The sequence below is a fragment of the Nocardioides campestrisoli genome, from assembly GCF_013624435.2.
Lineage (GTDB): Bacteria > Actinomycetota > Actinomycetes > Propionibacteriales > Nocardioidaceae > Nocardioides > Nocardioides campestrisoli.
In genome coordinates this window covers 725175-746973 of the sequence record NZ_CP061768.1, presented here as the reverse complement: position 1 = coordinate 746973, position 21799 = coordinate 725175, and the positions used below count along the sequence as shown (strand labels likewise).

The window sequence follows — 21799 nt, the reverse complement described above, 5'->3', positions numbered from 1 at the left end:
GCGGTCAACCCCGGGGGACCTGGCTCCAGGGCCCACGGTCCGCCCGCAGGTCGCCCGGGAGGCCGAGGAGCCGCTCGCCGATGATGTTGCGCAGCACGTCGGAGGTGCCACCCTCGATCGTGTAGGCGCGGCTGCGCAGCCACGCGCGTTGGACGTCGTCGTACGACGAGGTGACCGCCCACCGGATGACGCCGTCGCCGACGTCCTCGTGCTCACGCACCAGGTCGTAGCCGGAGTAGGTGCCGGCCTCGGGGCCCAGCAGATCCATGCAGAAGTCCATGACTGCCTGACCCAGCTCGGCCCAGACCAGCTTGGCCGCTGACCCCTCGGGACCGATCGGGGCGTGGCCGCGTTCTACTCGCTGGCGGTCGCCGGTGAGACGGGCGGCGTCTGCCCGGCGGAACAGCGCGACCAGTCGCTCCTCGAGGGCGGGGGTACGCAGGTCCGGCCGGTCGCGCCACAGTGACAGCGCCGTGCCGATCGGGCCGTCGTTGCGGACGCTCGAGCCGCCGCCGATCGCGTTGCGCTCATTCATCAGCGTGGTCATCGCCACCGACCAGCCCGCGCCGACGTCGCCGAGGCGCTGGGAGTCGGGGATCCGGACGCCCTCGAGGAAGACCTCGTTGAACTCGGCCTCCCCGGTCATCTGCCGCAGCGGGCGAACACTGACTCCGGGCGAGGTCATGTCCACGACGAAGTAGGTGAGTCCCTGGTGCTTCGCGGCCCCGGGGTCGGTCCGGGCGAGCAGCATGGCCCAGCGCGCGACGTGGCCGAGGCTGGTCCACACCTTCTGCCCGTCGACCACCCACTCGTCGCCGTCCTTGACCGCGCGGGTGGCGAGGCCGGCGAGGTCGGAGCCTGCGCCCGGCTCGCTGAAGAGCTGGCACCACAGGTGCTCGCAGGTGAACAGCGGGCGCAGCAGCGCAGTTCGTAGCTCGTCGCTTCCGTGGTGGGCGATCGTCGGGCCGGCCATGCCGTATCCCATCGGGTTGAGCTCGAAGACGTGCGGCACCCCGGCGTCGCCGAAGATCCGGTTGGCGACCTCCTGGAGGCCGGCGTCCACGCCGAGCCCGCCGTGCCCGACCGGGAAGTGCACCCAGGCGAGACCCGCGTCGAAGATCGCCCCGAGGAGCTCACGGATCCCCGTGGTAGCCACGGGATGTTCGGCGAGCACGCGCTCGGCCGTCTCGGCGACGAGCCGGCGGCCCTCCTCGTGGGTCCGCGTGGATTCTGCGAGGGCGCTCATGTGCTCTCCTTGCTTTCGTGTCGAGGGGTCGGGCGTACGTCGGCGTACGGCGTCACGAGCTCGCGTCGGCGAACAGGGGGCGCAGCCGGGCCTCGACCAGCTCGGTCGCCTCCCGGACCATGCCCTCCACCAGCTCGCCAACGGTCGGCACGTCGTGGATGAGGCCCTGCGCCTGCCCTACGCTCCAGATCCCCGCCTCCACGTCACCCTCGGTGAACACGGTGCGCCCGCGCACGCCCGCGACCAGGTCCTGCACGTCCTCGAACTGCCCGCCCTCGGCCAGGATGTCGACGACCTTGCGGGAGACGGAGTTCGAGGCCACCCGAGAGGTGTTGCGCAGCGACCGGAAGATCAGCTCGGTGCCCAGCTCGTCACCGGCGACGATCGCCTGCTTGACCCGGTCGTGGATCGGCGCCTCCTGGGTGCACATGAACCGGGTCCCCATGTTGACCCCGTCCGCACCCAACGCCAGCGCCGCGACCAGACCCTGGGCGTTCGCGATCCCACCGGACGCGACCACCGGGATGTCCAGCACCCGGGTGGCCGCCGGGATCAGCACCAGCCCGGCCACGTCGTCCTCGCCGGGGTGACCCGCGCACTCGAAGCCGTCGATGCTCACCCCGTCGACCCCGACCTTCTGCGCCTTGACCGCATGCCGGACGCTGGTGCACTTGTGCAGCACCTTGACCCCGTGCTGATGGAAGAACGGCATGTGCGGCTCCGGGTTCGAGCCCGCGGTCTCCACGACCGTGATCCCGGCATCGACGATCGCGTGCCGGTACTCGTCGTACGGGATCGGCTTGATCGACGGCAGGATCGTCAGGTTCACCCCGAACGGCTGATCGGTCATCTCCCGGGTCCGCGCGATCTCCCGGGTGAGCGCCTCCGGGGTCGGCTGGGTCAGGGCCGTGAGCATGCCCAGGGCGCCCGCCTCGGCCACAGCGGAGACGAGCTCGGCCGTGCCGACCCACTGCATCCCGCCCTGCACGATCGGGTGCCGGACGCCGAAGGTCTGGGTGAAACGGGTGCTGATCACAGGTGTTTCCTCTCGGTGGGTACGGCTCAGCGGCCGCGGAAGACGGGCTCGCGCTTGGTGCGGAATGCCTCGAACGCCTCCCGCGCGTCGTCCATGACCATGTTCACGGACTGGTTGTGCCCCTCGGCGTCGAGCGCCTGGACCAGGTCCATCTCGAACGAAGCGTTCAGCATGCGCTTGGAGAGCGAGGCGGCGATCGGCGGGTTGGCCTTCAGCCGCGCCACCAGCCCATCGACCACCTCGTCGAGCTCGACCGGGTCCACGACCCGGGTGACCAGGCCGACGCGGCGCGCCTCCTCGGCGGAGATGATGTCGCCGAGCAGGACCATTTCCTTGGCCTTCTGCAGGCCGACCAGCCGGGGCAGGGCCCAGGCCCCGCCGAAGTCCACCGACAGGCCGCGCTTGATGAAGATCTCGGAGAACCGCGCACGGTCGGAGGCGACGACGAGGTCGCACGCCAGCGCAAGGTTCATTCCGGCTCCCACCGCGACGCCGTCGACGCGGGCCACGGTAGGGACCGGGGAGCGGTGAAGCGCGAGGCAGGCCGCGTTGACGACCTGCATGTCGGCAACCGGGTGCGTGTCCCGGCTGTCGCCCGACAGGTCGGCCCCCGCGCAGAAGTCCTCGCCGGCTCCGGTGATCACGACGACACGATCTTCTCCCAGGGTCACCGTCGAAAGGTGCTCGCCCAGCAGCCGCCACGCCTCCATCGTCATCGCATTCTTGCGGCGCGGCTGGTCGAGCACGATCGTGACCACGCCGTCCTTGCGGTGCAGGGTGACCGGCTCGCGCGCCTCCTCCACCTCCGCGGCGCTCATGCCCCCACCTCTGCGCCTTTGGCGAGTACGAGCTCGGCGAGCCGGCGCGAGTGCAGCCGGTCACCGCCCAGCAAGGTGCTGTTGGCCTGGGCAGCCTTGAGGTAGCGGTGGGCGGCGTGCTCCCAGGTGAAGCCGATGCCGCCGTGCACCTGGACCGTGCCGCGGGTGACCTTGCGCGCTGCTTCGGAGGCGGTGGCGAAAGCCAGGCTGCTGGCCAGCGCGGGGTCGTCGGCGCCGTGGACGAGTGCCCACAGCGCGTGGTACGCCGCCGAGCGGGCGTGCTCGACCTCGACGTACATGTCGGCGATCCGGTGCTTCACGGCCTGGAAGGACCCGATCGCCCGGCCGAACTGCATCCGGGTGCTCGCGTGCGCGACCGACAGGTCGAGCATCGCCTGCGCGATGCCGGTCTGCTCGAGCGCCAGCAGTGTCGCGGCAGCATCGACGGCGGCCCGCACGACCTCGGCAACGGGCCGGTCGGCCACCAGGCGCGTCGCGGGGACGCCGTCGAACGCGAGACGGGCCTGGGTGCGCCCGTGGTCCAGCGCGACGACCTCGTCACGGGTCAGTCCGGAGGCGCCGGCGTCGACGAGCAGCAGCATCGGCTCCGCCCCGCCGCCGGTGGCGTGGACCAGCACGAGGTCCGCCCGGCCGCCCTCGAGCACGTAGCCCGAGACGCCGTCGACGTACCAGACCCCGTCCTCCTCGCGTGCCGCGAGCGGCGGCTTCGACGGGTCGAGGATGCCCTGCTCGTCGGCGAGCGCGGCGGTGGCCACGGCCTCGCCGGCCGCGATCCGGGTCAGGGCGTCCCGGGCGTCGGAGTCCTGGCCACAGTGGGCCAGCGCCGTGACGGCGAGCCCGACCGTGGGCACCAGCGGGGTGCGGAGCAGGGTTCGCCCGAGCTCCTCAGCCACGATCCCGGCCTCCAGCAGGGACGCGCCCGCCCCGCCCAGCTCCTCGTCGACGGTGAGCCCCGCGACCGAGAGACCTGCGGCCAGCTGGGTCCAGGTGTCCCGGTCGAAGCCCGCCTGGTCGCCCGTCGACGCGGTCCGCCGACGGCAGAAGTCGGTGACCACGCCACGCAGCGTGCGCTGTTCCTCGCTCCACTCGAACTCGGTGCTCATCTCGTTTCCTTCCGTGGCACGTGGGGGTCAGCGGGCGGTGGTCTGCGAGCGGCCACGGGAGATCACGGCATCGCGCCGCGACCCGTTCCGGGCGAAGCCGTTCTGCAGCCAGGCGGTGGAGGCGGCGGTCTCGGCGGCGAACCCTTCGCCCACCGAGGCGAGCTCGGTGGCCCGGTACGACGCCAGGTAGGCCTGCACCATCGCCGGGTCGTTGGCCGCGATGGTGGAGGCGACCTGCACGGCCGTGTCGACCAGCTCGTCGGCCGGCACGATCTCGGTGAGCAGCCCGCGTCCCAGCGCCTCCTCGGCGAACATGTAGTCGCCAGTGAGGCTCATCCGGCGCGCCACCCCTCGGCCGACCACTTGGGGCAGCAGCACGGAGAGGCCCCAGCCGGGCATCACGCCGACCCGGCTGTGGGTGTCGGCGAAGCACGCGGCCTCGGAGCCGACGAGGAAGTCGCAGGCGAGGGCGACCTCGAGACCGCCGGTCACGGCTGGGCCGTTGACCGCCCCTACCAACGGCTTGGGGAACGGGTCCCACGGCTGGTTGGGCGACCCGTCGTCGTGGCCGCCGGCGAGCTCCAGATTGGCCCCGCTGGTCTCCAGCTCGACGAGGTCGAGCCCGGCACAGAACGCCTTGCCGTTGCCGGTGAGCACCACGGCGCGGACCTCGTCGTCGACCGCGAGCTCCGCCAACGTCGCGCGCAGCGAGGTCACGAGCTCGACGTTCAGGGCGTTGCGCACCTCGGGACGGTTGAGGCGGAGCAGGGCTACCTGGCCGATCCGCTCCTGGAGCAGCACCATGCCGGTCATCGGCGTTCCCTTCATCGTGGGGCTGCGGCCCCGGAACCAGGGTGCCGCGCGAGCGCGCTCCCGACCTCAGTCCGAAGTTCACCTATGCCTACTGAGCGCTCGTTCGAACGATAAGAACGTCCTCTCGCGATGTCAAGGGTTCATGCCTGCGAGCGGCGTGCGGCTCAGGAGGGGACGTGGCTCAGAAGATCGAGTAGCCGCCATCGATCACCAGCTGGCTCCCGGTCTGAAAGCTCGAGGCGTCGCTGGCGAGGTAGACAGCGGCGCCGCCGAACTCCTCGGGGCGACCCCAGCGCCCGAGCGGGACCCGGCTGATCACATGCTTGTCGAAGAGCTCGGAGTCCTGCTGCGGCTGGCTCATCTCGGTGGCGATCCAGCCGGGGAGGATGGTGTTGACGCGGATCCCGTAGCGGGCGAGCTCGACCGCGGCCGCATTGCTGAGCGCCACCACCGCGCCCTTGGAGGCGCCGTAGGAAGAGTTGCGCCCCGCACCCTCGATGGCCGCCAGGCTGGCGATCGTGATGATCGAGCCGCCGGGGCGGCCGGCCTTCGCGCGCTCCACCATCACCTTGGCAGTCTCGCGGATCGTCCACATCACCCCGTCCACGTTGGTGGTAAGGACGCGGCGGTGCTCGTCGTCGGCCACCTCGGTGATCGGCGCGATGGCGCCACCGGTGCCCGCGCTTACCACGACCGTGTCCAGGTCACCCATCCGCTCGACGACAGTCTCGACCCCGCGCCGCACGGCGTCCGGGTCGCCCACGTCGACGGCGTCCACGTGCACCTGGGCACCGTCCCCGAAGGAGTCCCGGGCAGTCTCGAGTCGCGCCGTGTTGCGGCCCCAGAGGGTGACCTCGGCCCCGGCGCCGGCCAAGCCCTGGGCCATGGCGAGTCCGATACCAGACCCTCCCCCGGTGACCAGCGCCTTCTTGCCTTGAAGCGAGAACATCGACCTCACGAGCACCTCCGTGCCTACCGAGTGAACGTTCGGTCACTATCGCAGACGCTCCGGAGCCAGTCCAGTGCCAGGACCTGCCCAGCACCCGCCCGGCCCTCACACGTCGGTGATCCGCACCCCGGCGTGCGCCTTGTACCGCCGGTTCATCGCGATCAGGTTCGCCGTCAACGCCTCCACCTGGTGCGCATTGCGCCGCCGACCCGCGTACACCCCCCGCATCCCGGGCACCGAGTCCGCCAACGCCTGCACCAGGTCGGTCGCCTCCCGCTCATCGCCCAGCACCAGCACGTCGGTGTCGATCGAGGCGACCTCCGGGTCCTCCAACAGCACCGCCGAGACGTTGTGGAACGCACCCACCACCGTGGAGTCGGTCAGGATCGCCGCCGCCTGCTCGGTCGCCGACCCCTCCTCCACCTTCAACGCGAACGGACCCTGCTTGTCGAACCCCAACGGGTTCACGCAGTCGACCACGACCTTGCCGTCCAGGTGCGGCTTCAAGTCACGCAACAGCTCGCCGTGACCGTCCCACGGCACCACCACCAGCACCACGTCACCGGCCGCCGCGGCGTCCGCGTTCGCCGCCCCGGTCACCGCACCACCGGTCGCCTCCGCGAGCTCGGCCGCCGCGGCCTGCGCCTTCTCCGCCGCCCGGCTGCCCAGCACCACCGTCAGCCCGGCCTGCGCGAACCGACGCGCCAGACCACGCCCCTGCGGCCCGGTCCCACCCAGGATCCCGATCGTGCGACCGGACAGGTCCGGCGCCTCGGTGCCGGCGCTCACAACAGGCCCACGATCTCGGCGTAGCGGCGCATGTCGGCCTCGTAGTTCTCGTCCCCGATCCGGGGCGAGACCACGACCTCGTCGAGACCGAGCTCGGCACAGCGGCGGATGTACTCGGCGTCGTCCTCCCAGTCCTTCTCGGTCTTGCCCTTGCTGCGCCGCCCGACCTTGAGCGAGAGCTCGTCCCGGCTCCGGCCGTGGCGCTCGAGCTCGACCTCGAGCTTCTCCAGGAACTGCGCGATGTCGTCGTAGGTGCGGCTGTAGCCGGCCCAGCCGTCGCCGTACTTGGCGATCCGGCGCAGGGCGGAGTCGGAGTTGCCGCCGACGATGATCGGCAGCCGCGCCTGGGCCGGCTTGGGGAAGCAGTAGAGCGGCTCGAACTGGACGAACTCCCCGGAGAACTCCGAGACCTCCTGGTCCGCCCAGAGCTCGCGCATCGCCGCGAGGTACTCGTTCATCCGGGCACCCCGACGCTCGAACGGCACGTCCAGCGCGTCGTACTCCTCCTCGGACCAGCCGACCCCGACGCCGAACTCGAACCGTCCGCCGCTGAGCTGGTCGAGGGAGGCAACCTGGCGCGCGGTGACGATCGGGTTCCGCTGCGGAACGACGAAGACGTAGGTGCCGATCCGGACCCGCTGGGTCGCGGCGGCGATCGCCGCGCCCAGGATCAGCGGGTCGTGCACGCCGAGGGTGCGGTGCACCTCGGCCGCGCCGCCCGACTCGTAGGGGTACTCCGAGCGGTACTCGGGGAAGAAGACCACGTGCTCGGGCATCCACACCGAGCTGTAGCCCAGCTCCTCGATCAGGCGGGCCGCGTCCATGGACCACGTCCCCCCTCGGGGGCCCTGCCCCGAGAACCACTCGCTGATGCCGATCTTCATGACGCGTTCCTCTCTGCCGACCCGACGGCGTCGGTGCCGGCGAGGTTCTCCTTCAGGACGTGCTTCATCACCTTCATGCTGGCGTTGCGCGGCAGCTCGTCCACGAAGTAGACGTGGCCCGGCTTCTTGTAGCCGGCCAGCCGCGCGCGGGCGAACGACTTGAGCTCCTCGTCACCCAGCTCGGAGCCCGCCCGCCGCACGACCGCGGCCGAGACCGCCTCGCCCCAGCGCTCGTCGGGCTCGCCGAAGACCGCGACGTCGACCACGTCGTCGTGCTGGAGCAGGACCCGCTCGACCTCGGCCGGGTAGACGTTCGCCCCGCCCGAGATGATCAGCTCCTGCGAGCGACCGGTGAGGTAGAGGTAGCCCGCCGCGTCGGCGTACCCGAGGTCCCCGGTGTGGTACCACCCGTCTCGCAGCGCCTGCGCCGTCTTCTCCGGGTTGCCGTGGTAGCCGGAGAAGCAGGTGTCCGCCTCGATCAGCAGCTCGCCGACCTCGCCGGGCGGCAGGTCGTTCCCCTGGTCGTCGACCACCCGCACCGAGGCCGTCGGCAGGGGCCGACCGACCGAGGCGAAGATGTCGTCGGCGCCGCCGAGACCGGACCAGTCCGTGCGGTTGGTGATGGTGATCGGACCGATCACCTCGGTCATCCCCCAGGTCTCCACCAGCCGGTCCCCGATCACCGCGACCAGGTCCTGGGCCAGCTCGGGGGGCAGCGGGCCGCCGGAGTGCAGGACGCCCTGCAGGGTGCCCAGCGCCGCCGGGTACGCCGCCAGGGCCTGCAGCAGGCCGGGGATCAGCGGGGTCAGCCCCAGGGTGAAGGTGCTCCGGTTCTCCACCATGTGCGCCCCCCACTCCTGCGGCGTCATGCCGGCGGTGAACGAGACGGTGCCGCCGGTGTAGAAGTGCGGGAAGATCACGCCCCACAGCCCGGAGGCGAAGGACCAGCCGCCGGGGAACGCGCAGTGGCCCTGCAGGGGGAACCGGTAGGCGTAGGGCACCAGCTTGATGCAGTTGGTCACCGCTCGGTGCGAGACCAGCACGCCCTTGGGGAAGCCGGTGGTGCCGGAGGTGTAGGCGATCAGCGCGGTCGACTCCGGGTCGAGGTCGACCGGCGTCGGGGTCGGGTCGGCCGCGGCGGTGGCGGCGGCGTAGTCGAGGGCCCCGGCGGGGACCTTCTCGGAGACCGAGACCCACGCGGCGAGCCCGGGCACCTCGTCCGCGGTCGCCGCGACCGCGTCGACCCCGTCGGTGGTGACCAGCGCCCGCGCACCGGAGTCGGTCAGCACGTGGTCCAGCTCGGGCGCGGTGAGCCGGTCGTTGACGTGGACGGCGGTGTAGCCACCGAGCGCGAGACCGACGTAGACCTCCAGGGACTCCACCCGGATCCCGAGCATGGCGGCCACCTTGTCGCCGGGCACCAGCCCGGCCGAGCGCAGCACGTGCGCGAGCCGCCAGCCCTGGTCGATCACCTCGGCGAAGGTGCGGCTGCGGTCGCCGCGGGTGACCGCGACGTTGTCGGCGAACCGGGCCCCCGCGTGGGCGAAGAGCCGGTCGAGGGTGGCACTCATGCACTTACCTCCAGGTCGAAGAGTCGGACGGCGTTGCCGGTGAGGAAGAGGTCGAGCTCGTCGGCGGAGAGGACCGGCGCCTGGCCCTGCCAGGGCTCGGCCAGGCCGCGGGCGAGCTCCACCCACTGCGCCAGGTGCGCGCCGTCGGGGTCCTCCTTGGGACCGCGGATGATGTCGGAGCCGAAGACCAGCCGGTGCGGCCCGACCTGGTCGCGCATCCGGCGTACTCGGCGGCGGAACTCCGCGTAGTCGTCCAGCGCGACCCGCTGCCACAGCGACAGCTCGAGGTAGGCGTGCTGCCAGCCGGTCGCGCAGTCGAGCGCCTCGGCCCACCAGGCCTCGATCCCGGCGTGCGCGAACGAGGTGCGCAACGTGGGGTGCTGGGCCAGCAGCGCGGCGACCTCGGCGGGACGGCACCGGCGGACCTCCAGCGGGTCCCCGCCCAGCGGCGAGCAGTGGACGACGGCGGTCAGGTCGCGCTCGAGGATCCCCTCGACGAACCAGCGGTGGGCCGGGTCGGTCAGGTCCCAGCCGGCCGCGGGATAGAGCTTGAACCCGCGCAGGTGCGGGTGCTGCACCGCGGCCTCGAAGATCTCCCGGGCGTCAGGGTGACGAGGGTCCAGGGCACCGCAGAACCAGAGCCGGCCCTCGTTCGCCGCGCACACCTCCTCGTACCGCGCGTTGAGCTGCCGCACGGGAAGGTGCTGGCCGCCCGGGGCGCCGACGATGGTCCAGTCGACGACGGGGATCACCCCGGCGCTGACACCGGCGCGGTCGAAGGCGGCCATCGTCAGGGACGCGTCGGGGTCGCTCTGCCCGACGGCGACCCGGGGAAAGACCTCCTCGGGCGTCCGCTCCGGCAGCCGGCGGCCGGCGCCCTGACGGGCCCAGGCCATCCGCAGCCCCTCGGGCAGCCAGGTGGCGTCCCACACGTGCATGTGGGCGTCGACCACTCCGGTCATCGGTGCCGACCCAGGATGTGCACCGAGGAGGCGGCGGTCAGCCAGTCGACGACGCCGCCGCCGATCTGGACCAGCGCGGTGCGCGGGTCCTCGGGCAGCTGGAGGTCGCCAGCCTCCCCACGGAGCTGGGCGACGACGTCGTGCACCTGGGCCAGGCCGCTGGCTCCGAGCGCGTGGCCGCGGCCGACCAGCCCGCCGGAGCGGTTGACCGGCATGGCACCGCCGACGTCGGTCACGCCCTCCATGGCCCACCGCTGCTCCTCGCCCGGGCGGCAGAGGCCGAGGTCGGTCCAGGCCATCAGCTCGTAGGCCACCGACGCGTCGTGCACCTCGGCGAGGTCCATGTCGGCGGGGCCCAGCCCGGCCTGCTCGTAGGCCGCAATGCCGGATGCCTCGACCGCGTTGGGCGCGTCGACCGCGTCCTTCGGCGGCCGGGTCGCCATCCGCGAGGCGAGCACGTTGATCGACCGGGGGTCGGCGACCTTGTCGGGGCGGCTGGTCACGACCACTGCGGCCGCGCCGTCGCTGATCGGCGAGCTCATCAGCACGGTCAGCGGAGCGACCGCCTCGCGCGCCTCGAGCACCTCGCGCCAGGTGGCGCCGAACCGGCGGTGCGCGAACGGGTTGAGCCGGGCCGCCTCCAGCGAGCGGGCGGTCACCCGGGCGAGACCCTCGAGAGTCACGCCGCGGTCGTCGAACAGGGTGGAGGCCAGGCGGGCCTGGCGGTCGACGAAGGGGGTCCGCTTCTCCCCCGCGCCGTCCGCCGTGGCGAACCGCTCCTCCACGTCCATCCCGGCGCCGAACGCGGCGAAGGTCTTGGTCTTGTCGGGGTGGTTGGCCTTCTCCACACCGAGCGCGAGCACCGTCTCGTACATGCCGGAGGCCACCGCCATCCACGCCAGGTGCAGGGCGTTCCCGCCCGAGGCGCAGGCGTTCTCCACGTTGTGGATCGGGATGCCCGCCAGGCCCATCGGGTAGCCCACGATCTCCCCGCGGATGCACTCCTGACCGGTGATCAGGCCCGCGAGGGCGTTGGAGAAGAACATCGCCTCGATGTCCGGCACACCGACGCCGGCGTCGGCGAGCGCGGCCTCGGTGGCGACCCGGCCGAGCTCCTTCATGGAGAGGTCGAGGTGCTTGCCGAAGGCGTGCATCCCGACACCGCTGATCACGACGTCGTTCATGGTGGGGGTCCGTTCCTGCTCGGGGAGGTGGGGTGGGTGGGCCAGTGGGTCAGCCGGCGACGGGCGGCGGGCTGGGCCAGGCGGCGGAGACGCCGCCGTCGACCACCAGGCTCTGCCCGGTGACGTACGACGCGTCGTCGCTGGCGAGGAAAGCCACGGCCGCCGCCGCCTCCTCGGGGGAGCCCTCGCGGCGCATCGGCACCACGGCGCCGCGCCGGGCCGAGCCGTCGTCGCCGAACTCCCGGCGCACCAGCGCGGAGTCGATGTTGCCCAGGACGACGGCGTTGGAGCGGATGCCGCGCTCGGCGTACCGGACGGCCAGGTGCCGCATCACGCCGAGCTGTGCGGCCTTGGTGGCCTCGTACGACATCGAGCGCCGGCTGCTCCACATGCCCGCGGTGGAGCCGACGAAGACGAAGGCTCCTGCGCCCGCCTCGAGCATCGGGGCGAGCGCCGCCTGGGCGGTCAGCCAGTGCGAGCGGACGTTGACGTCGAGGGCGAGGTCCCAGTCCTCGAGCGACTGCACCTTGATCGGCTCCCGCCCGGAGATCCCGACGTTGCAGACCACGGCGTCGAGCCGGCCGGCGTCCGCCATGGCGACGGCCACGGCGGCCCGGCAGGAGTCGGGGTCCGCCGCGTCCACCTGCACGGCCGTGCCGCTGCCGCCGGGCAGGTGCGCGACGGTCTCCTCGGCCCGGCCGAGGTCGAGGTCACCCACCACGACGTGGGCGCCCTCGGCGGAGAGCCGCATCGCCATCGCCCGGCCGTTGCCCATGGGCAGGGCGTCGCCGGGCCGGAGGGGACCGTCGCTGCCCCCGCCCAGCACGTAGGCCACACGTCCGCTGAACCTGTTCACTCGCCGCTCGTTCCTCTCGGTGGGTCTCGTCTGCTCAGTACTCGTCAGCTCAGTAGCTGCGCGGCAGGCCGAGCACGTTCTGGGCCAGGAAGTTCAGCGACATCTCCTGGCTGACCGGGGCCAGGCGCATGACCCGGGCCTCGCGCCAGTAGCGCTCCACGTGGTACTCGTGGGCGTAGCCCACGCCGCCGTGGGTCTGCATCGCCCGGTCGGCGGCGGTGTAGCCGGCGTCGGCGGCGAGGTACTTCGCCGTGTTGGCCTCGGCACCGCAGGACTCACCCGCGTCGTAGCGGGCGGCGGCGATCATCGTCATCTCCCAGGCGGCAGCGACCTGGGCGTAGGAGTCGGCCAGCGGGTGGCTGAGCGCCTGGTTGGCCCCGATCGGCCGGTCGAAGACCTCGCGCACCGAGGCGTAGTCGACCGCGCGGCGCAGCGCCGCGATGCCGATGCCGACCGCCTCCGAGGCGATCAGGATCCGCTCGGGGTTCAGGCCCGAGAGGATGTGCTTGAACCCCTTGCCCTCCTCCCCGACCAACCGCCACGACTCGACGGGCAGGTTGTCGTAGAAGGTCTCGCAGCTGGCGACCGCGTTGCGCCCGACCTTCGGGATCGGCCGGATGTCGACGTGGTCGGGGTCCAGGTCGATGAAGAAGAGGCTGAGCCCCTCGAAGCGCCGGGCCGGGTCCTCGGGGGCCGGGGAGGTACGCGCGAGCATCAGCGCGTGCGAGGACTCCAGCGCCTTGGAGGTCCAGATCTTCTGCCCCGAGATGCGCCAGCCGTCGCCGTCGCGGACGGCCCGGGTCTTGATCTGCGAGGTGTCGGTGCCGGAGTCGGGCTCGGTGACCGCGAACGCCACGTGCAGCTCGCCCTCCGCGGCTCGCGGCAGGAAGGTCTCCTTCAGCCGCTCGTTGCCGAACTTGATCACCGGCTGGAGGCCGAAGATGTTCATGTGCAGCGCGGTGCAGGCGTTCATCGCACCGCCCGACGCGGCCACCTCACGGAGCAGGATCGCCGCCTCGGTGACCCCGCGGCCGCCGCCGCCGAACTCCTCGGGGATGGCCAGGCCGATCCACCCGTCGGCCGCCAGCGCGTTGAAGAAGTCCCAGGGGAACTCGTGCTCGCGGTCGCAGCGGGCCCAGTAGTCGTCGTCGAAGCCGCTGATCCGCTCGCGGATGCTGCGGGCGATCAGCTCGTGCTCGGGGTCACGAAGCTCCCACACCTCAGACCACCTCGCGGTGGTGGCAGAGCGGTTCGTTGCGGGTCATCTCAGGGCCTCCGGTGTCGGCGGTAGGGACATGCCTAATGTAAAGCAAGTGCTTGATTAAATTCAACCAGCTGCTTTACGAGAGTGCGGCTGGTGAGCAGGAGAGTCAGACGGTGCTGCCGGCGAGGAAGTCGCGAAGGATCTCCAGCTCCTCCACGAACCCGGGCACGACCTGCGCCCGGTCGAGGTCGTTGACCTCGTCCCAGCCGTCCCGCAGCACCTCCGGGGTCAGCTCGCGGGAGAAGAGGCCGGGGGTCTGCGCGGTGACGACGCGGGCCACCCGGCCGCCGCCGACGTTGTAGACCTCGCCGTTGCTGGTGCAGTCGTGGGCCGCCAGCCACACCACCAGCGGGGCCACCAGCGCCGGGTCCACGTGCTCGGCCAGGTCGCCGAGCAGGTTCTCGGTCATCCGGGTGCGCGCTCCCGGCTCGATCGCGTTCACGTGGATCCCCTTGCGCGCACCCTCGACCGCCAGCGTGCGGGTGACGCCGATGATCCCGGCCTTGGCGGCGGCGTAGTTGGTCTGGCCGAAGTTGCCGAAGATCCCGGCGGCCGAGGTGGTGTTCACCACCCGGCCGTGGCCCTGCTCCACGAAGGTCGCCCAGGCGGCCTTCGTGGTCCAGATGGTCCCACCCAGGTGCACCTTGAGCACCAGGTCGGTGTCGGCCACGGTGAGCTTGGCCATCGACATGTCCCGCAGCAGCCCGGCGTTGTTGACGAGCACGTCCAACCGGCCGAACTCCTCCGTGGCCTGGGCCACGATCTCCTCACCCGCCTCCAGCGTGCCGACCGGGGTGTGGTTGGCCACCGCGGTGCCGCCCGCCTCGCGGATCTCGGCGACCACGTCGTCGGCCGGCGAGCTCCCGTCCACCGCCATGTCGTTGACCACCACGGCGGCTCCCCGCGCCGCCAGCAGCAGGGCGTGCTCGCGGCCGAGCCCTCGGCCGGCGCCGGTGACGACGGCCACCTGGCCGTCGAGCCTGATCTCGTTGCTCATCTCTCTCCGTTCACAGGGGTCGCTCCAGCGACCCGTCTCGTCGGGGCCGCCCGGACGGCGCCTGGGCGGCATGGGTTGGGCGGGTGGCGGTCGGTCACCCGAAGAGGGCGCTCATCACCTCGGAGCGCTCGCGGACCTGCTCGGGGGTGCCGGTCGCGACGATCTGGCCGCGCTGCATCACGTAGACCCGGTCGCTGACCGCCAGGGCCAGCTCGGCGTTCTGCTCGACCAGCAGGATCGTCGCCCCGGACTCGTGCAGCGTGGTGATCGAGTCGAAGAGGATGTCGACGATCGAGGGGGCCAGGCCCATCGACGGCTCGTCGAGCAGCAGCACGGCCGGCTTGGTCATCAGCGCCCGACCGAAGGCGAGCATCTGCTGCTCGCCGCCGCTCATCAGCGCGGCGTACTGGTCCTTGCGGTCCGCGAGCCGCGGGAACAGGTCGAAGACCCGCTCCAGCTCGGCCTCGAACTCCCGCCGGTCGCTTCGCCGGCTGGCTGCGGCCAGCCGGAGGTTCTCCATCACCGTGAGCGGCGGCGCGACCCGGCGGCCCTCGGCCACCAGCGCCACCCCGCCCCGCACCACCTTGTGGCAGGGCCACCCGGTGATGTCCCGGCCGCCGACCAGCACGCTGCCCGAGGAGGGCTTGTGCAGACCGGCGATCGAGTTGAGCGTCGTCGTCTTGCCCGCGCCGTTGGAGCCGATCAGGGCGACCAGCGACCCCGCACCGACCTCCAGGTCGACGTCACGAACCGCCTGGACCGCGCCGTGCGCGGCGCAGAGTCGCGATACGTGCAGCATCGGATCGCTTGCCAAAATAGGCCTCCTTCACATCGTCCTGCTCCAGGCACCACGTGGGCGCACCCTGCGCGAGGATGGCGCCGGAGCTCATCACCGACACCTCCTCGCAGAACTCCTCGACCAAGCGCATGTTGTGCTCGATCAGGATCAGCGTCAGACCCGAGTCGCGCAGGCTCAGCATCAGCTGGCCCACCGCCTCGGACTCGACGTCGTTCATCCCGGCCGTCGGCTCGTCGAGCAGCAGCACCCGGGGGTTCGTGGCCAGCGCGCGGGCGATCTCAACCCGCCGCTGGTCGCCGTAGGAGAGCGTCTCGGCCAGCGTGCCGTGGTCGGCGGTGACGCCGACCCGCTCCAGCAGCTCCGCGGCCCGGTCGCGGCACTCGCGCCGCTCGCGGCGCTCCGCCGGGCTCAGCAGGAGCGAGCCCAGCAGGGTGCTCGAGCGCTGCCCGTAGGCCCCGGCGACCACCGTCTCCAGGACGGTGAGCCCCGGGAAGAGCCGGATGTTCTGGTAGGTCCGGGCAACGCCCTCGCGGGCGATCCGGTACGGCGCCAGGCTGGTGACGTCCTTGCCGTGCACGGTGATGGACCCCGAGTCGGGCCGGATGAACCCGCTGACCATGTTGAGCACGGTGGTCTTGCCCGCGCCGTTGGGGCCGAGGATCCCGTAGATGCTGGCCTCGGGGACCCGCATGCTCACGTCGGCCACCGCGGCCAGCCCACCGAACGACTTGTCCAGGTGGACGATCTCGACCGCGGCCGGGCGCTCCGGCGCCACCACGACTCCCTGCTCCTGCGGCTGGCTGCTCATCGCACTCCCTCCGGCTCCGCGCCTGCGGGGACCGTCCCCGCCGGGGTGCTGGCACCTGGACCGTCGGCGTCCGCCCCACGGGGGCCACGTCGCAGCAGGCGCAGGCGACGCAGGTCGACCAGGCCGCGCGGGACGTAGATGATGATGACGACGAGAAGGATCCCGGTGACCAGCGAGTCGTACTCGCCCATCGGCTGGCGCAGCAGCTCGGGCAGGATCGTGAAGACCACCGCGCCCACGATCGGTCCGGCCCAGTGGAAGGCGCCGCCGAGGACCACGGCGGCCAGGGTGACGAAGCCGAGGTGGGTGTAGAAGGTGTCCGGCCCGATGTACTGCAGGAAGCTGGCCTGCATCACGCCGGCCACGCCCGCCAGGGCGCCGGAGATGACGAAGCCGACCAGCTGGATCCGGCGCGGGTTGATCGCCAGGGTCTGGGCCACCGCCTCGTCCTCGCGGACCGCGTCGGCGGCCAGCCCGAACCGGGAGCCGGCGAGCCTGGCCACCACCCAGGCCGAGAGGCCCAGGGTGACGGCCAGCCAGACCCAGGTGCCGAGCTCGCCCGGCACCAGGGTGCCGGCCGCGCCGCCGGTGTAGTCGGGGAGGTTGAGGATCAGCACCCGGCCGATGAGCACCATCGCGATGGTGGCCATGGCCAGGTAGTGGCTGTCGAGCCGCAGCACCAGGCCAGCCGTGACGACGCCCAGGGCGGCGCCCACCGCCAGGCCGATCAGCAGCCCGACGACGGGCGAGAAGCCGAAGACGCCGGCCAGGTAGCCCATGGTGAAGGCGCTCACGGCGCCGAAGAAGACCGGTGCCAGGCTGAGCACCCCGGTCCACAGGGACGCGTAGATGCTGAGCGCGAAGATGGCGTTCACCCCGGCGAACTGCAGGGTGGTGATCCAAGCGGTGGTGCTCACAGGTGTGCCTCTCGTTCCTGAGGTCGGGGGGAGCTCATGCCCGGACGAGCTGTCGCTCGCCGAACAGCCCCTGGGGGCGGACGACCAGGACGGCCAGGAGCACGCCGAACGTGATCGCGTCGCGGAAGCCCGAGGAGATGTACTGGGAGCTCAGGACCTCCAGCACGCCGATGGCCACGCCGCACAGCGCCGCGCCCCGGATGTCGCCGTACCCGCCGACCACGACGGCGGCGAAGCCCTTGAGCAGCAGCCCCTCGCCGAGGTTGAAGGAGACGTTGTTGTCGGCCAGCGCGGCGAGCACGCCGGCGAGCCCGGCGATCGCCGCCGCCAGGAAGGCGACCACCAGCAGGGTGGTGCGGGCGTTGACCCCGACGATCGCGGCGGACCGCGCATCGGCGGAGACCGCGCGCACCGCGGAGCCGAACCGGGTCCGGTTGAGCAGGTGGTGCACTCCCCAGACCACGACCACCAGGGCGACGACCGCCATCAGGTGGGCCGGCAGGACCAGCAGGCCGCCGATCTCCAGCGGGGTCGAGGGCACCTCGTCGGCCGGGTAGCTCACCGCGGACGGACCGCTGAAGCCCTCGGCCAGGGTGAGCAGGCAGATCCAGATGCCGATGCTCGCGATGATCGGGGCGTAGTGCCCGGCGTTGCGCTTGCGCAGCGGCCCGAAGGCCACCAGGTCGGCGGTCACGCCGATCAGGCCCGCGAACAGGATGCCGAGCAGGGCGGCCGCCCAGAAGCCCAGGCCGGACTCCGTGATCAGCCAGTACGACGCGAGCACACCCCACGTGGCGAAGGTGCCGTGGGCCACGTTCAGGATGCCCATGCGCGCCAGGATCAGCGCGAAGCCGACGGCGAAGAGGGCGTACACCGCCCCCAGGGCCACGCCGTTGACCAGCTGCTGTGCCAACAGTTCCACAGTCACCTCACAGATCTTCGAGCGATCAATCAAGCGCTCGCTTGATTCTGGAAGTTAGCCGGGTCACAATGGGTCCGTCAAGCCGATCGGGCGAAATCCTGCCGAGAACGTCACCGCCCCAGCCCTCCCCGCGGCGGTGATCCGTCACGCCCTCGTCCGGTCCCGAGAACCATCCCGAGAACCTCCCGAGACACCTGGAGAGACCAGTGCGACCCATGCTGCGGACGCTGCCGATCGAGGCCGCGATGGACCTTCTCCCGCCGGGGGCCCGGATCGTCGCCGCCCCCGGGTGCGGCACGCCCGAGACCCTGCTGACGGCGCTCGCCGACCGTGCCGACCTGCTGGGCTCCCCCACGCTCTACTCCGGCCTCCAGCTGGGCACCTACCCGTTCCTGGCGGCCGCCGCCGAGGGGCACCTGCGGCACGTGACCTGGCACCCCTACGGGCCGGCGCGCAAGGCGCTGGCGCCCGGACAGGTCGAGTACGTGCCGGCCCGCGCCTCCGCGGTGCCCGGCCTGCTGGACACCTGGCGCACCGACGCGGCCTTCGTCCGGGTCTCCCCGCCGGACCGCCACGGCTACTGCTCGCTCGGCCCGTCGGCCAGCTACGTGCGGCACGCCGTACGGCGCGCCTCCGTGGTCCTGGCCGAGGTCGACCCCCTGGTGCCCCGGACGACCGGCGACTCGATGCTGCACGTCAGCCAGCTCGACGCCCTGGTGGACGCCACGACGCCCCCCTGCACCTTCCCCAGCGCCGTGCGCGACGAGCAGAGCGACCGGGTGGCCGCCCACATCCTCCCGCTGCTCCCCGACCGCCCGGTGCTCCAGCTCGGCATCGGCTCGGTGCCCGAGTCCGTGACCGCCGCGCTCGGGGACAGCGGTCTGCGTGGCGTGCGGATCGTCGGGATGGCCAACGACGCCATGGTCGACCTGTTCGACCGCGGCGTGCTCTCGGTGACCGACCTGGACCCGGCCCCGGCCGTGCTCGCCGCCGAGCTGATGGGCACCCGGCTGCTGATGGAGCGGGCGCACGACAACCCGGCCATCGTGCTCCGGGAGAGCACGGTCTCGCACTCGCCCCGCTCGCTCGGCTCGCTGGACCGACTGGTCTCGATCAACGGCGCGGTCGAGGTCGACCTGCTCGGCCAGGTGAACTCCGAGATGGTCGGCCCCCGCCAAATCTCGGGGGTCGGCGGCAGCATGGACTTCGTCGAGTCCGGCTTCGCCTCCGTGGGCGGCCTGACCGTGGTCGCCGTGGCCGCGGCCGGACCGGACGGGCGGCACAGCCGGATCGTCCGGCGCCTGGGCGCCGACGTGGTCACGCTGCCCCGGCACACCGTCGACGTCGTCGTCACCGAGTACGGCGTCGCGGACCTGCGGGGCCTCTCCGAGCCCGAGCGCGCCGAGGCGCTCGTCGAGATCGCCCACCCCGACCACCGGGCCGCGCTCCGCGAGCCCGGACACACCCACAAGGAGATCGCATGACCGTCCACGTCCCCCGCGGCCGCTACTACGAGGAGATGGTGCCCGGAGACGTCTTCAAGCACGAGCCCGGGCGCACCATCGGCGAGTCCGACAACTCGCTGTTCTGCCTGATGGTCCAGAACCAGCAGTCCCTGCACCTGGACGCGGTCCGGTCGGCGGAGTCGGAGTTCGGCCAGCGCCTGGTCAACAGCCTGCTCACGATGAGCATCGTCTGCTCGATCGGCGTGCCGGACCTGACCCAGAAGACGACGATCGCCAACCTCGGCTTCGAGGAGATCGCCTTCCCCGCTCCGGTCTTCATCGGGGACACCCTCTACTGCGAGACCGAGATCATCGCCCGCCGGGAGTCCGCGTCGCGGCCGCGCCAGGGCATCGTCACCCTCGAGCACCGCGGACTGAACCAGGACGGCGTGCTGGTCTGCCGCGCCCGCCGTACCGCCCTGGTCCACATGCTGCCCGAGGGCGAGACCGCGCGGGCCTGAGGCCGGCACTCCGGCACTCCTGCGGGCAGCGACGAGAAAGGGCCCCTGGCCCCGCGTGAGCGGAGGCCAGGGGCCCTTCGTCATGGCCGCTCAGGCGGTCGGCCGCCCGGCGAGGCACGCCTCGGTCACGGTCCTTGCCACCGTCTCGGGCGCCTCGTCGTAGGTGCTGAGCACGAAGCTCGGCAGCCCGGCCTCGAACTCCGCGGTGAGCCGGCGCCGGTAGAGCGGGCCGCCTCCGAGGTAGACCATCGCTCGCGGGGAGTCGTCCCGGTCGAGGTTGATGTTGTGCCCGTTGAACCACGACTTGGTCCGCGACATCAGCATCCGGGAGTTGACCTCCCACACGTGCTCGACCCACTCCTTCTCCGCCTCGGGACGCGCCTCGACCCGGCCGATGCCACGCTCGGAGGTGAAGCGGGCGACGTCGCACATCCAGTTGACGGCGTCCTCGATCCCCCGGGGGAAGTTCGCCGACGCCGATCCCGACTGCGGCCCCACCAGGATGTAGAAGTTGGGGAACCCGACCGTCTGCACGCCGATCGTGGTGGTCGGCCCCTCGGCCCAGTGCTCGCGCAGGCTCCGGCCGTCCACGCCGGTGATGTCGATCCGGTCGAAGGCGCCCGTGACCGCGTCGAAACCGGTGGCGTAGATGACCACGTCGACCTCGAGGTCGCGCGGCCCCTCGGGCCCACCCAGCCGGACGGCGTCCTCGGTGAGCTCGGTGATCGGGGTGGTCATCAGGTCGACGAGCTCGACGTTGTCGCGGTTGAACGCCTCGTAGAAGCCCGACTCGCCGGCCACCCGCTTGGTCCCGAAGCCGTGGTCCTTGGGGATCAGCAGCTCGGCCACCTCGGGGTCCTTGACCCGCTCGCGGATCTTGCCCGCCACGAACTCGGTGAGCTCGGCGTTCGCCTCCTCCTCCATCACGCAGTCACGGAAGTTGCCCAGGTAGAGGCCGCCGCCGGGCGCCCAGTAGAGCTTCTCCCAGTGCGCCAGCCGCTCCTCGCGGGTCAGCTCGGTGCTGCGCCGGCGGTCCGGCCGGTGGATGAAGCCGGCCGGGGTCTGGCTGCACCACTCGAAGATCTCGTCGTAGCGCGACCGGAGCTCCTCCATCTCCTCCTTGTCGATGGGCCCGTTGGCCAGGGGGGTGCACCAGTTGGCGTCGCGCTGCAGCACGTAGAGCTGCTCCACCTTGTCGGCCACGTCGGCCACCACCTGGACGCCGCTCGCGCCGGTCCCGACCACGGCGACCCGCTTGCCGGTCAGGTCGAGGTCCTCGGGGTAGTCGAAGGTGTGCACCGCGACGCCCTTGAACCGCTCGGCGCCGGGCAGCCTCGGCGTGGTCGGCTGGGAGAGCAGGCCCATCGCGCCGAGCACGAAGCGCGCGGTGATCTCGCGGCCGTCGGCCAGGACGACGCGCCACTGCCAGCGCGCCTCGTCCCAGGTCATCGAGGAGACACGGGCGTCGAAGAGCATCTGCGGGCGCAGGTCGAACCGGTCGGCGACGTGCTGCAGGTAGCTCAGCGTCTCGGGCTGCGGCGCGAACCGCTCCTTCCAGTCCCACTCGGCCAGCAGCTCCGGGGAGAAGGAGTACTGGTAGGTGTAGGACTCGGAGTCGAACCGGCAGCCCGGGTAGCGGTTCTTGAACCAGGTGCCCCCGACGTCGGAGTTCGCGTCGACGACCAGGGTGCGCAGGCCGAGCTCGCGGAGCCGGTAGAGCTGGTAGATCCCGCAGACGCCGGCCCCGATGATCAGGTACTCGACCATCGGGCCGGGCCCCGTCGGGGTCCCGAACTCCTCGAGGCCGCCCTCAAGGGTGACGCGGGGCAGGGGGGGCAGTTCGGTCGACATCGGACCTCCTATAGATCAAGCGCTTGCTACCAATTAGTCATGA

General features: G+C 71.8%; 21 protein-coding genes. 2 read left to right on the top strand and 19 right to left on the bottom strand.

What is annotated here, in order from left to right:
* Positions 1 to 4: 4 nt before the first annotated feature.
* From H8838_RS03625 to H8838_RS03540, 18 genes are all read right to left on the bottom strand, one after another.
* Positions 5 to 1246: an acyl-CoA dehydrogenase family protein gene (locus H8838_RS03625; protein ID WP_185995893.1), complete on the bottom strand. Its 1242-nt coding sequence runs from the start codon at positions 1244 to 1246 to the stop codon at positions 5 to 7.
* 52 nt (positions 1247 to 1298) lie between these two features.
* Positions 1299 to 2282: an NAD(P)H-dependent flavin oxidoreductase gene (locus H8838_RS03620; protein ID WP_191465647.1), complete on the bottom strand. Its 984-nt coding sequence runs from the start codon at positions 2280 to 2282 to the stop codon at positions 1299 to 1301.
* A 26-nt stretch (positions 2283 to 2308) separates the two neighbouring features.
* Entirely contained in the window at positions 2309 to 3100 is a 792-nt protein-coding gene (locus H8838_RS03615) for an enoyl-CoA hydratase/isomerase family protein (RefSeq protein WP_185996697.1), read from the bottom strand.
* On the bottom strand, positions 3097 to 4224 hold the full coding sequence (locus H8838_RS03610; RefSeq protein ID WP_185996696.1) for an acyl-CoA dehydrogenase family protein: 1128 nt from the start codon (positions 4222 to 4224) through the stop codon (positions 3097 to 3099). The genes H8838_RS03615 and H8838_RS03610 overlap by 4 nt, the downstream gene beginning before the upstream one ends.
* A 27-nt stretch (positions 4225 to 4251) precedes the next feature.
* Positions 4252 to 5037: an enoyl-CoA hydratase gene (locus H8838_RS03605; RefSeq protein ID WP_185996695.1), complete on the bottom strand. Its 786-nt coding sequence runs from the start codon at positions 5035 to 5037 to the stop codon at positions 4252 to 4254.
* Positions 5038 to 5218: 181 nt separating this feature from the next.
* Entirely contained in the window at positions 5219 to 5986 is a 768-nt protein-coding gene (locus H8838_RS03600) for an SDR family NAD(P)-dependent oxidoreductase (protein ID WP_185996694.1), read from the bottom strand.
* Between the two features lie 105 nt (positions 5987 to 6091).
* Positions 6092 to 6775 carry an NADPH-dependent F420 reductase gene (npdG, locus tag H8838_RS03595; RefSeq protein WP_185996693.1) on the bottom strand — a complete coding sequence of 228 codons (684 nt, stop codon included), beginning with the start codon at positions 6773 to 6775 and terminating at the stop codon, positions 6092 to 6094.
* Positions 6772 to 7659 carry an LLM class F420-dependent oxidoreductase gene (locus tag H8838_RS03590; RefSeq protein ID WP_185996692.1) on the bottom strand — a complete coding sequence of 296 codons (888 nt, stop codon included), beginning with the start codon at positions 7657 to 7659 and terminating at the stop codon, positions 6772 to 6774. Before H8838_RS03590 ends, npdG begins: the two co-directional genes overlap by 4 nt.
* The gene (locus H8838_RS03585) at positions 7656 to 9230 is read right to left on the bottom strand and encodes a class I adenylate-forming enzyme family protein (RefSeq protein WP_185996691.1); all 1575 of its coding nucleotides are present in this window, start codon (positions 9228 to 9230) and stop codon (positions 7656 to 7658) included. Before H8838_RS03585 ends, H8838_RS03590 begins: the two co-directional genes overlap by 4 nt.
* Complete coding sequence (locus tag H8838_RS03580; RefSeq protein ID WP_185996690.1) at positions 9227 to 10192, bottom strand: amidohydrolase family protein; 966 nt, start codon at positions 10190 to 10192, stop codon at positions 9227 to 9229. Before H8838_RS03580 ends, H8838_RS03585 begins: the two co-directional genes overlap by 4 nt.
* A complete protein-coding gene (locus tag H8838_RS03575; RefSeq protein WP_185996689.1) occupies positions 10189 to 11376 on the bottom strand; it encodes a thiolase family protein in 1188 nt (395 codons plus the stop codon). Before H8838_RS03575 ends, H8838_RS03580 begins: the two co-directional genes overlap by 4 nt.
* A 49-nt stretch (positions 11377 to 11425) precedes the next feature.
* On the bottom strand, positions 11426 to 12232 hold the full coding sequence (locus tag H8838_RS03570) for an SDR family NAD(P)-dependent oxidoreductase (protein ID WP_185996688.1): 807 nt from the start codon (positions 12230 to 12232) through the stop codon (positions 11426 to 11428).
* Between the two features lie 49 nt (positions 12233 to 12281).
* Entirely contained in the window at positions 12282 to 13451 is a 1170-nt protein-coding gene (locus tag H8838_RS03565; protein ID WP_185996687.1) for an acyl-CoA dehydrogenase family protein, read from the bottom strand.
* A gap of 151 nt (positions 13452 to 13602) precedes the next feature.
* Entirely contained in the window at positions 13603 to 14493 is an 891-nt protein-coding gene (locus tag H8838_RS03560) for an SDR family NAD(P)-dependent oxidoreductase (RefSeq protein WP_185996686.1), read from the bottom strand.
* Between the two features lie 94 nt (positions 14494 to 14587).
* Positions 14588 to 15292, bottom strand: a complete 705-nt coding sequence (locus tag H8838_RS03555; protein ID WP_185996685.1) for an ABC transporter ATP-binding protein — start codon at positions 15290 to 15292, stop codon at positions 14588 to 14590.
* On the bottom strand, positions 15237 to 16100 hold the full coding sequence (locus tag H8838_RS03550; protein ID WP_185996684.1) for an ABC transporter ATP-binding protein: 864 nt from the start codon (positions 16098 to 16100) through the stop codon (positions 15237 to 15239). Before H8838_RS03550 ends, H8838_RS03555 begins: the two co-directional genes overlap by 56 nt.
* Entirely contained in the window at positions 16097 to 17017 is a 921-nt protein-coding gene (locus tag H8838_RS03545; RefSeq protein ID WP_185996683.1) for a branched-chain amino acid ABC transporter permease, read from the bottom strand. Before H8838_RS03545 ends, H8838_RS03550 begins: the two co-directional genes overlap by 4 nt.
* A 34-nt stretch (positions 17018 to 17051) precedes the next feature.
* On the bottom strand, positions 17052 to 17945 hold the full coding sequence (locus H8838_RS03540; RefSeq protein WP_185996682.1) for a branched-chain amino acid ABC transporter permease: 894 nt from the start codon (positions 17943 to 17945) through the stop codon (positions 17052 to 17054).
* A gap of 209 nt (positions 17946 to 18154) precedes the next feature.
* On the opposite strand from H8838_RS03540, the gene H8838_RS03535 reads away from it, so the two are divergent.
* Complete coding sequence (locus H8838_RS03535; RefSeq protein ID WP_185996681.1) at positions 18155 to 19423, top strand: acetyl-CoA hydrolase/transferase family protein; 1269 nt, start codon at positions 18155 to 18157, stop codon at positions 19421 to 19423.
* Positions 19420 to 19905: a MaoC family dehydratase gene (locus tag H8838_RS03530; RefSeq protein WP_185996680.1), complete on the top strand. Its 486-nt coding sequence runs from the start codon at positions 19420 to 19422 to the stop codon at positions 19903 to 19905. The genes H8838_RS03535 and H8838_RS03530 overlap by 4 nt, the downstream gene beginning before the upstream one ends.
* A 90-nt stretch (positions 19906 to 19995) precedes the next feature.
* Here the strand turns inward: H8838_RS03530 and H8838_RS03525 are convergent, their stop codons facing one another.
* Complete coding sequence (locus tag H8838_RS03525) at positions 19996 to 21756, bottom strand: flavin-containing monooxygenase (protein WP_224766356.1); 1761 nt, start codon at positions 21754 to 21756, stop codon at positions 19996 to 19998.
* Between the last annotated feature and the right edge of the window lie 43 nt (positions 21757 to 21799).

Coding starts and splice junctions, on each gene's coding strand:
- H8838_RS03625 (WP_185995893.1), bottom strand. CDS start 1,246: ATGAGCGCCCTCGCAGAATCCACGCGGACCCACGAGGAGGGCCGCCGG.
- H8838_RS03615 (WP_185996697.1), bottom strand. CDS start 3,100: ATGAGCGCCGCGGAGGTGGAGGAGGCGCGCGAGCCGGTCACCCTGCAC.
- H8838_RS03610 (WP_185996696.1), bottom strand. CDS start 4,224: ATGAGCACCGAGTTCGAGTGGAGCGAGGAACAGCGCACGCTGCGTGGC.
- H8838_RS03605 (WP_185996695.1), bottom strand. CDS start 5,037: ATGACCGGCATGGTGCTGCTCCAGGAGCGGATCGGCCAGGTAGCCCTG.
- H8838_RS03600 (WP_185996694.1), bottom strand. CDS start 5,986: ATGTTCTCGCTTCAAGGCAAGAAGGCGCTGGTCACCGGGGGAGGGTCT.
- H8838_RS03590 (WP_185996692.1), bottom strand. CDS start 7,659: ATGAAGATCGGCATCAGCGAGTGGTTCTCGGGGCAGGGCCCCCGAGGG.
- H8838_RS03585 (WP_185996691.1), bottom strand. CDS start 9,230: ATGAGTGCCACCCTCGACCGGCTCTTCGCCCACGCGGGGGCCCGGTTC.
- H8838_RS03580 (WP_185996690.1), bottom strand. CDS start 10,192: ATGACCGGAGTGGTCGACGCCCACATGCACGTGTGGGACGCCACCTGG.
- H8838_RS03575 (WP_185996689.1), bottom strand. CDS start 11,376: ATGAACGACGTCGTGATCAGCGGTGTCGGGATGCACGCCTTCGGCAAG.
- H8838_RS03560 (WP_185996686.1), bottom strand. CDS start 14,493: ATGAGCAACGAGATCAGGCTCGACGGCCAGGTGGCCGTCGTCACCGGC.
- H8838_RS03555 (WP_185996685.1), bottom strand. CDS start 15,292: ATGCTGCACGTATCGCGACTCTGCGCCGCGCACGGCGCGGTCCAGGCG.
- H8838_RS03550 (WP_185996684.1), bottom strand. CDS start 16,100: ATGAGCAGCCAGCCGCAGGAGCAGGGAGTCGTGGTGGCGCCGGAGCGC.
- H8838_RS03535 (WP_185996681.1), top strand. CDS start 18,155: ATGCTGCGGACGCTGCCGATCGAGGCCGCGATGGACCTTCTCCCGCCG.
- H8838_RS03530 (WP_185996680.1), top strand. CDS start 19,420: ATGACCGTCCACGTCCCCCGCGGCCGCTACTACGAGGAGATGGTGCCC.
- H8838_RS03525 (WP_224766356.1), bottom strand. CDS start 21,756: ATGTCGACCGAACTGCCCCCCCTGCCCCGCGTCACCCTTGAGGGCGGC.